Raw genomic sequence first — 14,632 nt, 5'->3', positions numbered from 1 at the left:
CGCACAATGGGAAAAGGAAAAAGTTGTAATAGCTAAAATTATATCTACAATTATTTTTGAAAATCCATTATTGTACTATTGTGCAGCGCAATATTAGCAGGCTCAAAAAGCAATCCGGCGCCCCTTTAAGCAGGGATCTTTGCGCCAACGCCATCTCATCAAAGTTGGCGATTTTTCGAGCCGCAAGAGAAAGGTTGATATGAGTAACGATCAAGAAGCCAAAGAACGAGAGACGGGCATCGGCGCGCGGCTCATGCGAAAAGAAGATGATCGCTACTTAAATGGCAAGGGCCGTTACATAGCCGATATACGCATGCCCGGAATGCTGGAGCTGGCGTTTTTAAGAAGCCCACTTGCGCATGCTAGAATTATTTCCCAAATGAAACCGGAACAGTCGGATAAAAGGGTGTTTTTCGGTCGGGATCTGACCGGGGTGTCCGGTATTCGCGCTGTTTCCGGATTACCGGGCTTTCGCCCGTCCACCCAACCCATACTGGCAGATGAAAAAGTTCGTCATGTGGGGGAGCCAATAGCCGCATGCCTTGCCGATAGTCGAGCAAAAGCCGAAGACCTGACCGAGAAAATCGACATTGTCTTTGATGAATTGCCTGCAGTCCATGACATGACCAAAGCTCGCGACAAAGATAGCCCCTTGCTGCATGAAGATTGGGATGAGAATTCGTTCCTTGAAAGCAACGCCGATATCAATTTTGAGGCGGCGATTGCAGACGCTGACGTTGTTATCAAGCGCAGCTTCAAGACGGCACGGCAATGTATGGCGCCCATTGAAGGGCGCGGCCTTGTTGCGGTCTGGGACCGGAACCTGGAACTCCTCACCCTCTACTCTGCGACACAGATGCCGCATATTGTGCGCACGGGTCTGGCGGACTGTCTTAATATGGATCATGGGCAAATTCGGGTAATCGCGCCGGATGTCGGGGGCGGGTTCGGTTATAAAGGCATCCTGCTCGCCGAAGAAGTCTGCGCCTGCTTCCTTGCGATGAAGCTGGATCGCCCCATCCGATGGATTGAAGATCGGCGTGAGCATTTGATCGCGGGCGCCAACTGCCGGGAACATAGCTATGAAATTACAGGCTATGCGAAAGCAGACGGTGAATTGCTGGCGGTGGATTGTACTGCCATTGTCGATTCCGGAGCCTATTCCAGCTATCCTTTCTCCGCCTGCCTTGAGGCTGCACAGGTCGCCAGCATATTACCAGGACCCTATATTATGCGGGGTTATCGCTGCAAAACCTGGTCGGTCGCCACGAATAAGCCTCCTATTCTGCCCTTCCGCGGCGTCGCCAGAACCGGGGTTTGTTTCGCATTGGAAGTTTTGCTGGACGGTATTGCTAGAGAGTTAAAAATTACGCCAGAAGCCATTCGGGCGCGCAATCTTGTGCAGCCGGATCAGATGCCTTTTACCAACATCACGAACAAATTCTTTGATAGCGGTAACTATCCAGAAGCTCTTGAGCGTGCGGTCGCCGCGATCAACATGACGGGCATTCGCGCGGACCAGAAAAACCAGACAGGTCGCACCCGGATTGGGGTCGGTTTATCTATTTTCTGCGAGCAAGGAGCGCACGGCACATCTGTCTATCATGGATGGGGCATTCCTATGGTACCGGGGTTTGAGCAAGCAACTGCCCGCCTGACGCCTGACGGCGGCCTTGAATTGCGAGTTGGTGTACACAGCCATGGCCAAGGGCTGGAAACAACCCTCGCACAGATCGCCAACAGTGAAATTGGAATTGATCCGGAAAAGATCAAACTCGTCCATGGAGATACTGCCTATACGCCCTACTCCACCGGCACGTGGGGATCGCGATGTATCGTCATGGCCGGCGGCGCGGTAGGGACTGCCTGTGAATCGCTGGGGGAACGTATCCGTAAAATCGCGGGTCACTTGCTGCAAGCCGACCCTGCGGACATTACACTCGAAAACGGCATGGCCTCCGCTGGCAGTAGCACCATAAGTATCGAAGAAGTGGCGCGAACCTGGTACCTGAAACCGCAATTGCTGCCCGACGATGTGGACCCTAGAGGTCTGGATGTCGTCGCCGGTTATAAAACCACCAAGGATACGGGAACTTTTTCCTATGCCTGCCATGCGGTGAAGGTGGAGGTTGATATGGACCTTGGCCATGTCCGTTTGCTCGACTACGTCATTGTTGAGGATGCCGGTACGATGATCAACCCGATGATTGTGGATGGGCAGGTCTATGGCGGCGCGGCGCAGGGTATCGGAACTGCCCTGTTTGAGGAAATGCGCTTTGATGCCTCCGGTCAGCCACTGGCCTCAACTCTTGCGGATTATCATTTACCGCTCGCCTCCGATATGCCGAACATCAGAATTGAACATATGGAGACCCCTTCACCCTTGAGCCGTTTCGGCCAAAAGGGCATTGGGGAAAGCGGAGCTATTGGCCCGCCTGCAGCAATTGCAAATGCGGTTAATGATGCCCTTTCATTTATTGGCGCTGAAGTCACGGAAGTCCCGATGACGCCGGAGCGTGTGCTGTCGGCAATTGCGAGTGCCGAGCTTTCAAAACCTGCTAAGGGAGACTCAATATGAAGCCTGCCCTATTTGACTTTGCCGTTGCCCAATCTTTGACGGATGCCCAAAGCGCTCTTCGTGGCGAGCAAAACAAGCTGGTATCCGGCAATCAGTCTCTTGGGCCGATGCTGAATTTGCGGTTGACCCGCCCTGCCGGATTAATCGATGTTTCCTTGTTACCGGAATTGCGCGTTGTTGAGGAGCATGAGGACAATATTCGGTTCGGTGCCGCCATCACTCATGCAGAGGTCGAAGATGGAGCGGTCCCGGATCCAACCGGTCACTGGATGCGCGATGCGGCGGCCAATATTGCCTACCGTGCTGTGCGTAATCGCGGAACAATTGGCGGCAGTCTCGCCCATGCCGATCCCGCGGCGGACTGGGTTATCGTCATGACCGGACTTTGTGCGACAGCCCTTGTCCGCGGAGCTGAAACGAACGCGCCTTTACGCACCATACCCATGGAAGAATTCATCACCGGACCCTATAGCACGGCCCTCGGTCCGGAAGATATTCTAACGGCTGTAGAGGTTCCAAAACCAGGAGTAGGCGCGCGTTGGGCTTATTGGAAATACACACGACAGGTCGGGGAATTTGCCAAGGCAAGCGCCGCGATCCTGGTTGATCCATCAAAAAGCCGTACGCGCATCGCAATTGGGGCACTGGGCCGGCAACCCGCCCTTCTCCTCAACCCCGATGCCGTTCTTGATGGAACGCAATCCCCAATAGAGGCTTTGTCTGAGGCTATCCCGGACCAGCCCGCGACCGCGCTTCACCTCCATGCCGTTGCTCTGACCAGAGCCATCGAGCAGATAAAAGTAGCTAAGGAGTTTTCAGCATGACCGATACGACTGTCGATCTTGTCGTTAATGGCACGCCGGTTTCCGAAACGGCGGAGCCCCGCACGCATCTTGCTGATTTTCTGCGCGAAGACCTGCTGTTGACGGGAACGCATTTGGGATGTGAACAGGGTGTCTGTGGTGCCTGCACCGTGTTTGTCGATGGACGGCCGACGCGGTCCTGCATTACGCTGGCCGCGGCCTGCAAAGGCGCGGAAGTTCGCAGCGTCGAAGGATTTGATGATGATCCCCTGATGCTGGCGTTACGCGATGCCTTCAAGCGACACCACGGGCTTCAGTGTGGTTATTGCACACCTGGCATGCTGGTGACCGGTTACGATATTGTCCGGCGCCTTCCCAATGCAGATGCAGACCGTATCCGCAAAGAACTGTCCGGGAATTTGTGCCGCTGTACTGGCTATGCCGGGATAGTTGCGGCAATCGTTGATGTTCTGGAAAACAACCCACCCGCCGCAAAAATTCAACCACAGACGAGAGCACTGCAAAACTCCGGAACAAGTGCGGTTGAGCCGATTGAGGCCATTTCACAGACTACTTCCTCCGTCGCGGCTAAAACATCGGGCGCAACCAGTATTCCAACGAAGCAATCCCTTGCCGCCGCACCCACTCTTTCTCGAACCCTGGCCTTTGAAGCTTCGACGTCTGAGATTTGGGATATAATATCGGATCCTGAAAAGATTGCGTCTTGTATTCCGGGCGCCCGTATTGACAACATCACCGACGACAATCTGTTGCAAGGGCAATGTGCTATCGCCATGGGTCCGATCAAGGCCGCCTTTACCGGCACAGCAAAAATGGACCTGAATGAGGCTGAAAAATCCGGTCATGTAATTGGTCGTGGCAAGGATGGCCTGAGCCGCTCTCAACTCGATGGTATGCTTGATTTTCGTGTAACCGGTTTGCCGGAAGGTGGCACGGAACTCGCCCTTGAGATGATCTATAAATTGACGGGCCCGTTATCTCAGTTCAGCCGCCCCACTCTGGTGGCCGAGATTGCGGACCGTATTCTGGGTCAGGTCGCCGCCTCAATTGAGGCGCTTGCAAAGGGGCAAGAACCGGACCAGACAACACAAACCAATATAAATGGCTTGTCCCTATTGAGCGCCGCGCTCTGGGGTTGGATCAAAAGGGCCTTGAGGTTTTGATAACTTTGTTTCACTCTTAAAAGAAAAATTGATAATGACAATAGTTCAACGGCCGATTTCATGAAACAAGACGACTCCACTACCGCATCCTCTGGTCCATGGCGAAATGAATCCCTGACATTGCGTCCCGGCGTTCTGATCCGTCGTTTGCATCAAATTCATACTGCTCTGTTCGCCCTTGAATGCGGTGACCAGAACATTACGCCTGTGATGTATTCTGTCCTCTCGGCGCTTCAGCAAAGTGGAGCGGTGGATCAAACAACCCTCGCCAAGGCTGTGGCAATCGACAAAACCAATATGACGGATATTCTGGACCGGCTTAAAAGGCGCGGACTGATCAAGCGCCGGGTTTCTAGCAGTGACCGGCGCGTCCGCCTCACCTCCCTCACTGAGGAAGGGCGGAACATTCTCAATACTTTGGATGCAAAGGCACAACGCGCGCATGAACGCACTATTGAAAGCCTCTCGCCCGAAGATCGCCCGCGTCTGATAGAAATGATGACGCAGATAATTAACGCAAACACCCCGAATACAGACGAACAAATTCCATCCAATGTGCCCGCCGACAATGGTACCGCGAGTTTATCCCGCTCCTCAATAGCTACGCAGAAATCATATAACAATCTGATAGCGGTTGAGCCTGCCCTGACACGCATTGCGAAGCTCGAAGAGCTGATCCCGAACCTGCCCGGTCGCACCCTGCTGCATGCTGGCCCTCCCTTTTCTGATCAGGGAAATTTACCGCGGCCAATGCGCAATTCGCTGGTTGCGGCAGCTCAACTTGAAGGCTGGGCAGCCTCTGAAGAGGATGCTTTTACCCAGTTGAAAAATGGTGAGCTTAACCTCCGTCCCGCACAGGATTTTGGTGTGGTAACGCCGTTAGCTTTTATCGTCGGCCCCAGCGCGTATTGCCTGGAAGTTGAGGATATGGCGGCACCCGGCAATCGACGGTTTTCACCCTTGAATGACGGCCCCCTTCCCTACGCGCTGAGACTGGGTAATGGACATCCCGATGGACTGGCATTGTTACAACGGTTGTCGAAGCACATTGGTACAGTTCTCGCAAGAATGCTGACCGCGCCAATCCCCTTGCTACCAGTTTTAGATCATGGCCTTAAAAACGGAGATGACCTGCATGGTCAGGTCGCCGCGACGCAAGCAAAATTTCGAAGTTTGTTTTCAGCTCCAGACGACACTGAAACGGTGGCGTATCTAGCCTCTGCCGGTCAGTTTTCCCTGAACTTCATCATGGCATCTGCTGCGCTTATGATCGGTGCGGGGGCCAATATTGCCAAAAGCAACATGATCATTGCCTGCGGTGGCAATGGGCAGGACATCGGTTATAAACTGGCATCTGATCCGAATACATGGATTACACGTCCAGCCTTGCCTCCGGTAGGAATTAAATTTGAAGGTCAGGAAATGGCGGAAGCTTTGCCGGCAATTGGGGACAGTGCTGTAATTGATGCGCTCGGCTTCGGTGCCGCCTGTTTGAGAACTACACCCAGCTTGGCCGAAGGATATCGCGGACATATTCATCCCGATTTCTTCAGCCCTGCCGCACATGCACCGTTCATTGGGCCACATCCCGCTTTGTCGGATAGCGGCATCATGGTCGGACTGGACCTGACGCGCCCCCGGACATGTTTGGGTATTAACCTTGGAATGGTGGAGCGAACGGGGACGACAGGGTTGATTGGGCGCGGCGTTTCTCCCTGGCCGGAGGGTTAGGTAATTTCATTTTTACCCGGATATGATTGCCAAAGGGGCCGCCAGCGACACTACGCCCGCGTCTACCCGTACATGATACTGACGCAACGCGGGCAGTTGCCAACCAGGGCCGCATGTACCGTCATGAATATCGAAACATGCTCTATGTTGAGGGCAATGCAAGGAATCCTTTGAGATGCTTCCCAAAGACAATCTGGCGAATTGATGCGGACACAAACCCTGGTAAGCCTTAACGGCATCTCCCACCTTCAACAGGATGACAACGGTGTCCTCGACGATCACCTCCAATGGCTGACCAGTGGTAATATCTTCAACAGCGGCAACCTCTTGCCATTGATATATTTCTTTTTTCATATAACTGCCAGACCCTGAAAAGAGTTTCACTTATGACACATCAGCCACCGACATCCTCTGACTTTATCATGCCCACGACGAGTTTCTGGCAAGAGCTGATCCCCGCCGATGATCCAAGAGCATTGCAGGGTCCGCCCTATCAGTATGGCTACCCCGCTACTCTGCCAGACGGGAGAGCACTATTGCTGCCGTTGCGCAAGCTGCCAGAAGGCCCCCGCGCCGTCGCATCGCTAATTGCAAATCAGGCCAGCTTCTCCGTCATTAAATCCTTGTCTGCTGCAATGGTTCAAATCGCGAAAAGCACCAATCCTGATCATATTGTCGGGCTACCGACTTTAGGGTTGGCCTTTGCACCAATGGTCGCCGAAGGACTTGGTCATCAGAACTTTATCCCCTTGGGCTACTCCCGAAAATTCTGGTATTCGGACAATTTATCCGAGCCTGTTCATTCAATTACCAGCCCGGACCGAAGCAAAAAAATCTTCCTTGATCCCAATATGCTGCCGCGTCTGGAAAAGAAGCGTATCGTTATTGTCGATGACGCCATATCCAGTGGCTCGACAATTGTTTCCGCCCTCAACCTATTGCGTCGCCTCGATTGCGAGATCGTTGGCATCCTTGTTGCCATGCGTCAGGGCGTTCTATGGAAAACCACGCTGGAAAGCGAAATGCCCGGCATGTCAGCCCTGGTAAAAAGTGTTATTGCCGCACCGCTATTTGAACGTTCTCTTGACGGATGGGTGCCAATTGCGGAGACAATTGACACCGGCAGCCCTTAAATCCCCATATAGGCTTCCTTGATTTTCGGATTTTCGCCGAGCGCATCCGTCGTATCAGAAATTGAAACCCGGCCCGTTTCAATAACGAAGCCGTGCTGCGCAATTTCGAAGGCGGTCATTACATCCTGCTCAACCAGCAAAATGGTCAACCCGGCTTTATTAATTTCCAACAATGTTTCGCTCAATCGGTCGACAAGACGCGGCGCCAGGCCAAGGGAAAGTTCATCAATCATCAATACGCGGGGTTTTGACATAATGCCCCGCCCGATGGCGCACATCTGCTGTTCTCCACCGGACATTGTCGTAGCATCCTGCGTCGCCCGTTCTTTCAAGATCGGGAAGATATCATAGACAAACTCCAGATCCTGCTTGATCGCCTCGCGATCATCGCGCAAATAAGCCCCCAGCATCAAGTTATCCTGAACGGATAATCCTTTGAAGAGGCGGCGCCCTTCAGGGACATGGGCAATGCCGGCTTTCAAGACCCCATCGGGCAGCGTTCCGACAAGTTCCTGCCCGTCCAGTTTTATACTGCCTGCAGTTGGCTTGACGATGCCGGAAATAGTGTTGAGTAGCGTGGTCTTTCCCGCGCCGTTGGAGCCAACTATGCAGGCGATTTCCCCCTTGTTGACCGAGAGGGAAATATCCCACAGAACACGCACATCGCCATAACCGGCTTGAACATTACTAATTTCGAGAAACGACTCAGGCATGATGGGACTCCGCTTTAACGCGCGCTGCAAATTTAGAGCCCAAATAGGCCTCTACCACTTGGGGATCTTCAATAACCGTACGGGGATCGCCCTGTGCGATCAGCTCCCCATGATGCAACACCAGTATTCTTTGGGAAATTGAAAGCACCACCTTCATCAAATGCTCAATAATCAGAATTGTGACCCCCCGCGCCGCAATCTTGCGGATCAGATCAAGGGCGCCATCGATTTCTGAGGCGTTCAGACCGGCGTTCACCTCATCAAGAAGCAGGAATTTGGGACGCATGGCCAGGCTCTTGGCGAGTTCCAATCGTTTCCGGTTTGGCAATGCCAGCGATGACGCCGGTGTGTCCGCGACAGCGTCCAAGCCCACGAATTTCAACTCTTCATGCGCCAAATCCAAAGCATCTTCAACGGAACCAGTTCCGCCGCCGAACAAAGCCCCGGCGGCCACATTTTCCAGAACTGTCATTTTCGGAAATGGCTGGACGATCTGAAAGGTTCGCGCCAGCCCGCGCCTCGCGGCCTGAAATGCCTGCTGTCGACTTACATCCTCTCCAGCGAAAATCACCTTTCCCGCGGACAGGGGATGTACTCCGGTAATCAGATTGACCAGTGTCGTCTTGCCCGCACCATTTGGTCCGATCAATCCGATGATCTCTCCTTCTTCCAGGCTGAATGAAACGTCATTGACCGCACGGTTACCGCCAAAACTTTTACTCACATTTTCCAGTCTGAGAATTTCAGTCATGAACTTTTCTCCGCTTGCTTGGGGGCACTACGTAACTTTTGCACCAACGCCCCGTAGAGTGTGCGATACTGAATTTTCAGCAACCCATTTGGCAGGAAAAAGATCAAAAAGACGATAATACCGCCGAGAATGGCCCGGTTCCATTCAAGGAAATTAGCCCAGAACACTTCCTCCAGCATGACGAATACGCCCGCACCCAAAACCGGTCCAAGTAATGTGCCCGCACCGCCCAAGAGAACCATAACCGGCACTTTCAAAGTCAAGAGTATCGAAAAGCTGTCCGTCGGATCGATATAACCAACCCAGGATGCGTACACCGCCCCAACAGCACCGCAGAATACTGCGGACAAGGTATAGGCAACAATCTTAAAGGATGTCGTATTGACGCCCACCATATCCGCCGCGTCTTCATTCTGGCTGATACATTTGAGTCCAAAACCCAGCCGGGATCGGTCCACATAGATCGACGTCAGAAAAGCGACAATCAGGATCGCCAGCATAACATAGAGGACAAGCGCCGATACCTCTTGTGGGCTGCCCTGCAAAAGCGGGACATTCAATCCATCCCCGCCGCCGGTCAGGCTTCCCCATGACGATGTTATCAGGCGGGTCAGATCGACAATCGCGATTGAGCCAATCGCAAAGTAATGCCCCTTCAAGCGCAGGATAATGGCCCCGAGCATTGCGGCGAACACGGCGACAAACAATGTCGCGAATACCCATGCCATCACGAGGGGAATACCGTTACGCTGCGCGAGCGCGCCGGCATAGCACCCAAGCCCAAAAAAGGCCGCAGTCGAGAAAGAGGGATAACCGGTAAAGCCACCGATGAAATTCCAGGAAACCGCCATCGCCGAGAACATCGCAATCGAGATTGCAATCCGGATTGTGTAGTTATCGGCAAGTAAGGGAGTGGCCGCGATCAAGGCGACCCAAAGCGCAAAGGCGCCAAAATAAAGGAACTGCTTCATTACTCGTATCCCTTTACACCGACAAGACCTGTTGGTCGGACAATCAATAAAAACAACATGAGAACAAAACCAACTGTCGTCGCATTCTGGGGGCCAATCGTGTAGCCGGCAAAGCTTTCAATCAGCCCAAGTGCAATTCCGCCTATCAAGGCACCCGGTACACTGCCCAACCCGCCGATCACACAGATCACGAACGCTTTCCCCAGGAAGGTGCCCGTCAGGTTTGTTGTAATCGGGAAAACCATGGAAAAAATCACCCCGGCGGCACCGGCCATAAAGGCGCCAATACCAAATGTTATGGCGTAAACATTATTCACCCGAATGCCCATCAATGTGGCGGCCTGTCGATCCATGCGGACGGCGACAATGGCGCGGCCAATCTTTGATGCCCGCATCACCAGGAAAAGCAGTGCCGTCAGGAAAAGTGCCAACCCCATGCCCATCAAACGGTCAACCGGCAGATACATATCGCCGAGGTTTATCGTGCCGAGGTCCAGCGTCACACGCCTTGGCGTTGCGGTGAAAAAGACTGTCATCAAATTATAGAGGATCATGTCTAACCCGAACGTCAGGGTCAGGGTTGTCAGCACCGGTGACATGACGACTTTATTGATAAAGAAATATTGCAGAAGGTATCCCAGGCCAAATAATAAGGCCGCAATTATTGGGAGCAGAAAAACCGGATTTACGCCCGAATACTGCCACGCGAAAAACGCCAGATACCCTCCCAGAATAATGAAAGATCCATGCAGCATATTGATGATATTCAACACGCCCCATACCAGCGAGAAGCCGATCGCGATGCAGGCATAGAGTGATCCCAGTACAATGCCGTTTAGTAGTATTTGAATGATGTCCACTGTGATTGATTCCCAGAATTGCTCTCAGTTGGGCGTAATAAATTACTGTATGCCGGGAAAGATCGGGGGCGACATCTGTTGCCAGAATTGCCCCCAACCCGTCAGGCCCTACGCAAGGCTTATTTGATCATTTTCATTTCAGCATTGGCGATAGACGCCGGATAAAGGACCTTAATTTCCTCACCCTGTACCTGAATGATCGGCATTTCTCGGCCCTGGTTCATACCATTTTCGCCGAAATCAATCGGGCCGTAGAATGTCAAGATATCGGTTGCGGCCAAAGCGTCACGAACCGCCTGTTTATCCTTGGAACCTGCGACCTGCACAGCGTTCACCAGAACATCTGCCGCCGCCGCGCATGAGGCAGAGACATAATCAGGATCAGACTTATAGGCGGCCGTGAAATCCGCATAGAAATCTGCTGTTGTACTCCATGGCCCAACCGCATCGGTGTAGGCAGTGGAATGGTGCCACCAAGTTGAGCTTGTCACACCATCAGCCAAATCACCCAGACCTTCGGTATATTCGCGATAGGCAGGGCCGGTTACCATCGTCACGATAGGTGCTGTTACTCCCATATCCGCCAGCTGCTTGCGGCCCAGGATCAAATCCTGCGTATATCCCGTCATGTAAACCCAATCCGGATCTGCCGATTTAATCGCGGAAATGGCTGCGGAGTGATCCATGGTTCCAACGGCATAAAGTTCGTTATACACAACATCAAGGCCGCCGGTTTCAGCAGATTTTGACAATGCCGTTGCCATCGCTTTCGGAAACACGTCATCCCGACCATATACAGCCACCTTTTTGAGATCAGGTTTCTTCTCCTTGAAGAACTCGACCATGGATTCCGTCATGCCGGTATTCGGCGCGAGGGTTCCAAAAAGATACTTAAAGCCCTGATCATAGACGGAAACTGATGAGGCGACACAGGCCAGCATTGGTACCTGATAGCGCTCTGCGACAGCGGCAATAATCTTTGTATGCCCCGAACCGAATGGCGCCATAATCACATCAACACCATCATCATTAATCAGCTTTTCAGCCAACTGGCCAGCGCGTTTGCCATCTGTCTGGTAATCATACTCGACAAACTTGACCTGCATTTTCTTGCCCGCCACATCAATACCACCGGCGGCATTGATTTTGTCGAGCCAGAGTTTCCAGACATCCTGCTGCTTCTTGCCTTCATCCGCCAAGCCGCCCGTTAGCGCCAATGGAGCCCCTATGACCAGCACGTCATCATCCGCAGAGGCGAGCCCCACGCTTCCAGCCATTGTCATGGCCATTGCCGCAGCGGCAACCGTCAATCTTTTTTTGAGTGTTATTTTCATAACCATCCCTTTCTTCCAGTTCAATCAATCCCCGAACGGTCAAGCCCAAGGCAGCTTCTCGGAAGAAAACTAGCAAGAGATATGCCAAAGTCGTAACTATAACTATCGTAACAGATATTTTAAAATTACCGCTTTCAGGAGCCTTAAAATTGTATAATTTTTAACCATTTAATTCAGGCATGGTCATAAAATAGGCAGGAGAAAATTGTTAGTTGAAGCTGGCGTTGCATAAAAAAAGTGGATGGCCAGATTTTTCCGGAACCACCCACTTTTTCAGATTTTGAAATACACCTCAAAAGGGACATATCATTAATCTGAGCAATACCGCCCAGGTTTTCTATGCCTGCGATTTTTTTACAGCTTTCCGGCCTTTGCCGCTTGCTGAACTTCCTTACTCTGATATTGCGTCCACATATTCGTCAGAAAATCCAGGGTAAGCGGATCCATATCGTATCGAGGCAAGGGATCCTCGTCCCAATAATTGAATTCATCTTCACCGCGCACATGCAGCGCAGAGCGTCGCCCCAATGTCGAATTGACATGCGCACCGATATAGAAAAACGCCAACCCAATCCGGCGATCATCCGAGAAATTTCCAAGGCTGCCATGGGCTGTCTTTACATGATGGATAGAAAACTCGCCCGGCTCCAATTCGAGATATTTGGCATTGTTATCGTCAACGCCGCGAATTGTCTGACCCTTCGCAAGAAGGTTCTTTGGGTCATAGGTTTCATCATGCTCCATATTGTCCCCCATTTGCGATCCGGGCAACACACGCAAGCCTCCATTCCCCTTGTTACTTGGGGTAAAGGCAAGCCAGACCGTTACGGAGTCATTCGGCGTCAAGCCGTAATAGGCTGAATCCTGATGCCAGGACACAAACCGATCGCTCTGTGCCGCTTTTGCAAACATGGACGACCCGAAAAGCAAGATATTCGGCCCCAGAAGCGATTCCACCGCATCCAGGATTATCGGGTTACGCGCCAAGTCGACCATCCAGGGGGAGACAACATGCGCCTTGATCTTCATGCGCTTATTACAATCCTCCTGAAGGCTTTCTTCCATTGCCTCAAGTCGCTGACGACAGTCCAAGGCATGGGCTTCGGTAATGGCCCGCCTTTTCATGAAGTATCCATCGCGCTCGAAAGCCGCCACCTCCTCTGGCGTCAGGGATCCACTCATTATTATACTCCTTAGTTGAGAGCTATTAGTTCAAGCGCATTTCTACGGTTGCCATATCGGCGGGAGACAAAATTACCGGCTTGCCATCCTGAATTTGTATAATCGGCAGATTGCGATTGTCATTCAGGCCATCTTCGCGAAACTTGATCGGACCATAGAATGTCTCGATTTCAAGGGTCTTAAGCGCTTCACGTACGGCGTCTCGATCCAGAGATCCGGCTTTTTCAATCGCTTTTTGCAACGCAATCATAGCTGCGGCAGAAGAAGCGTGAACATAGTCTGGATCCTCACCAGAGGCTTTTTGAACCGCTTCAGTGAAGGCCTGCGTTGTCCCAAAAACATCATCTCCGGCATAGGCAGCAGAATAGTGCCACCAGGTTGCGCTGGTAACATTCTCAGCGAGCGGCCCAAGATTTTCGACAAATTCGCGATAAGCTGGCCCAGTAATCATTGTAATAATCGGTGCGTCGAGCCCCTGCTCCGCCATTTGCTTACGAACAAGAACCAGGTCTTCTGTATAGCCGGTTACATAAATCCAGTCCGGCGCGGCAGAGCGCATTCCTACTGTGGCGGTCGCATGATCAAGTGTTCCGACGGGATAGAGTTCTTCATAGACGACTTCAAGCCCACGGGCGCTAGCCCCCTTTGACATTAATGTCGCCATGATTTTTGGAAAAACATCGTCACGTCCATAGATAGCGATCTTTTTCATGTCTGGTTTCTTCGCCATAAACAAATCCAGCATACCGTCAATAAGGCCGCCGGACGGAGCGAGTGTACCAAACAGGTTTTTGAAGCCCTGATTATGAACTGGCTCGGATGACGCGACCGCGATAATAGGAACGCCATAACGCTCCGCGACACCGGCGGTGATCTTAGAATGACCGGATCCAAAAGGAGCGGTCAAAAAATCAACTTTATCATCAATAATCAGTTTTTCCGCCAGTTGGCTCGCGCGTTTTCCATCAGTCTGGTAGTCATAGGTGATCAATTCAACTGGCATCATGACCCCACCGACATTAATGCCGCCGGCCGCATTGATTCGCTCTAGCCATAGATCATAAGCCAGCTTTTGCTTTGCACCTTCCGCAGCGAGACCGCCGGAAAGTGCCAACGGAGCCCCGATCTTCACAACGCCATCCGCAGCTACAGCCTGACCTACCAACCCGAGAGCAGCAACACCCACCGCAGCGGTAGCCACCTTGAGCCGATTTAGAAATCCCTTCGCCATATTGCTCCATCCTTCCTGATTAAAACCTTCCAATGGTCGCCTCTTATCAGCTGACCGCCCAACGAACAGAGCAAGAAGCATGCCAAAGTCGTAAATACTACTATAGTAGTTACATTCTTATAGATTCTGATGGCTAAACCATTACAGATATGAATTTTTTG

13 protein-coding genes are annotated in these 14,632 nt (G+C 52.1%); 5 read left to right on the top strand and 8 right to left on the bottom strand.

The features are described from left to right. Positions 1–199: 199 nt before the first annotated feature. From LKE13_RS07195 to LKE13_RS07180, 4 genes are read left to right on the top strand one after another with little or no spacing between them, the layout of a single operon-like run. Positions 200–2,578 carry a xanthine dehydrogenase family protein molybdopterin-binding subunit gene (locus LKE13_RS07195; protein ID WP_227949689.1) on the top strand — a complete coding sequence of 793 codons (2,379 nt, stop codon included), beginning with the start codon at positions 200–202 and terminating at the stop codon, positions 2,576–2,578. Further along, the gene (locus tag LKE13_RS07190) at positions 2,575–3,402 is read left to right on the top strand and encodes an FAD binding domain-containing protein (RefSeq protein WP_227949688.1); all 828 of its coding nucleotides are present in this window, start codon (positions 2,575–2,577) and stop codon (positions 3,400–3,402) included. The genes LKE13_RS07195 and LKE13_RS07190 overlap by 4 nt, the downstream gene beginning before the upstream one ends. Next, a complete protein-coding gene (locus LKE13_RS07185) occupies positions 3,399–4,565 on the top strand; it encodes a 2Fe-2S iron-sulfur cluster-binding protein (RefSeq protein WP_227949687.1) in 1,167 nt (388 codons plus the stop codon). Before LKE13_RS07190 ends, LKE13_RS07185 begins: the two co-directional genes overlap by 4 nt. A gap of 60 nt (positions 4,566–4,625) precedes the next feature. Beyond that, positions 4,626–6,296 carry a DUF1116 domain-containing protein gene (locus LKE13_RS07180; RefSeq protein WP_227949686.1) on the top strand — a complete coding sequence of 557 codons (1,671 nt, stop codon included), beginning with the start codon at positions 4,626–4,628 and terminating at the stop codon, positions 6,294–6,296. A gap of 12 nt (positions 6,297–6,308) precedes the next feature. Here LKE13_RS07180 and LKE13_RS07175 read toward each other — a convergent pair whose 3' ends face one another. After that, positions 6,309–6,650: a Rieske (2Fe-2S) protein gene (locus tag LKE13_RS07175; protein WP_227949684.1), complete on the bottom strand. Its 342-nt coding sequence runs from the start codon at positions 6,648–6,650 to the stop codon at positions 6,309–6,311. 32 nt (positions 6,651–6,682) lie between these two features. Between LKE13_RS07175 and LKE13_RS07170 the strand changes: the two genes are divergently transcribed. Beyond that, positions 6,683–7,429, top strand: a complete 747-nt coding sequence (locus LKE13_RS07170; protein ID WP_227949681.1) for a phosphoribosyltransferase — start codon at positions 6,683–6,685, stop codon at positions 7,427–7,429. Here the strand turns inward: LKE13_RS07170 and LKE13_RS07165 are convergent. From LKE13_RS07165 to LKE13_RS07135, 7 genes are all read right to left on the bottom strand, one after another. After that, entirely contained in the window at positions 7,426–8,142 is a 717-nt protein-coding gene (locus tag LKE13_RS07165) for an ABC transporter ATP-binding protein (RefSeq protein WP_227949679.1), read from the bottom strand. The two genes, LKE13_RS07170 and LKE13_RS07165, sit on opposite strands and share 4 nt — an antisense overlap. Next, a complete protein-coding gene (locus tag LKE13_RS07160; protein ID WP_227949677.1) occupies positions 8,135–8,893 on the bottom strand; it encodes an ABC transporter ATP-binding protein in 759 nt (252 codons plus the stop codon). Before LKE13_RS07160 ends, LKE13_RS07165 begins: the two co-directional genes overlap by 8 nt. Further along, positions 8,890–9,864 carry a branched-chain amino acid ABC transporter permease gene (locus LKE13_RS07155; RefSeq protein WP_227949675.1) on the bottom strand — a complete coding sequence of 325 codons (975 nt, stop codon included), beginning with the start codon at positions 9,862–9,864 and terminating at the stop codon, positions 8,890–8,892. The genes LKE13_RS07160 and LKE13_RS07155 overlap by 4 nt, the downstream gene beginning before the upstream one ends. After that, a complete protein-coding gene (locus tag LKE13_RS07150; protein ID WP_227949673.1) occupies positions 9,864–10,724 on the bottom strand; it encodes a branched-chain amino acid ABC transporter permease in 861 nt (286 codons plus the stop codon). The genes LKE13_RS07155 and LKE13_RS07150 overlap by 1 nt, the downstream gene beginning before the upstream one ends. A 119-nt stretch (positions 10,725–10,843) precedes the next feature. Next, positions 10,844–12,058: an amino acid ABC transporter substrate-binding protein gene (locus LKE13_RS07145; protein WP_227949671.1), complete on the bottom strand. Its 1,215-nt coding sequence runs from the start codon at positions 12,056–12,058 to the stop codon at positions 10,844–10,846. Between the two features lie 354 nt (positions 12,059–12,412). Beyond that, positions 12,413–13,240, bottom strand: a complete 828-nt coding sequence (locus tag LKE13_RS07140) for a phytanoyl-CoA dioxygenase family protein (RefSeq protein ID WP_227949668.1) — start codon at positions 13,238–13,240, stop codon at positions 12,413–12,415. Between the two features lie 25 nt (positions 13,241–13,265). After that, entirely contained in the window at positions 13,266–14,471 is a 1,206-nt protein-coding gene (locus LKE13_RS07135) for an amino acid ABC transporter substrate-binding protein (RefSeq protein ID WP_227949666.1), read from the bottom strand. Positions 14,472–14,632 lie beyond the last annotated feature (161 nt).

Origin of the sequence: Sneathiella sp. HT1-7 (assembly GCF_020731145.1) — a bacterium.
In the GTDB taxonomy this organism is placed as follows: domain Bacteria; phylum Pseudomonadota; class Alphaproteobacteria; order Sneathiellales; family Sneathiellaceae; genus Sneathiella.
The sequence above is the reverse complement of the archived record's forward strand: the minus strand, read 5'-3'. Positions and strand labels throughout refer to the sequence as shown.

Coding starts and splice junctions, on each gene's coding strand:
- LKE13_RS07195 (WP_227949689.1), top strand. CDS start 200: ATGAGTAACGATCAAGAAGCCAAAGAACGAGAGACGGGCATCGGCGCG.
- LKE13_RS07190 (WP_227949688.1), top strand. CDS start 2,575: ATGAAGCCTGCCCTATTTGACTTTGCCGTTGCCCAATCTTTGACGGAT.
- LKE13_RS07185 (WP_227949687.1), top strand. CDS start 3,399: ATGACCGATACGACTGTCGATCTTGTCGTTAATGGCACGCCGGTTTCC.
- LKE13_RS07180 (WP_227949686.1), top strand. CDS start 4,626: ATGAAACAAGACGACTCCACTACCGCATCCTCTGGTCCATGGCGAAAT.
- LKE13_RS07175 (WP_227949684.1), bottom strand. CDS start 6,650: ATGAAAAAAGAAATATATCAATGGCAAGAGGTTGCCGCTGTTGAAGAT.
- LKE13_RS07170 (WP_227949681.1), top strand. CDS start 6,683: ATGACACATCAGCCACCGACATCCTCTGACTTTATCATGCCCACGACG.
- LKE13_RS07165 (WP_227949679.1), bottom strand. CDS start 8,142: ATGCCTGAGTCGTTTCTCGAAATTAGTAATGTTCAAGCCGGTTATGGC.
- LKE13_RS07160 (WP_227949677.1), bottom strand. CDS start 8,893: ATGACTGAAATTCTCAGACTGGAAAATGTGAGTAAAAGTTTTGGCGGT.
- LKE13_RS07155 (WP_227949675.1), bottom strand. CDS start 9,864: ATGAAGCAGTTCCTTTATTTTGGCGCCTTTGCGCTTTGGGTCGCCTTG.
- LKE13_RS07145 (WP_227949671.1), bottom strand. CDS start 12,058: ATGAAAATAACACTCAAAAAAAGATTGACGGTTGCCGCTGCGGCAATG.
- LKE13_RS07140 (WP_227949668.1), bottom strand. CDS start 13,240: ATGAGTGGATCCCTGACGCCAGAGGAGGTGGCGGCTTTCGAGCGCGAT.
- LKE13_RS07135 (WP_227949666.1), bottom strand. CDS start 14,471: ATGGCGAAGGGATTTCTAAATCGGCTCAAGGTGGCTACCGCTGCGGTG.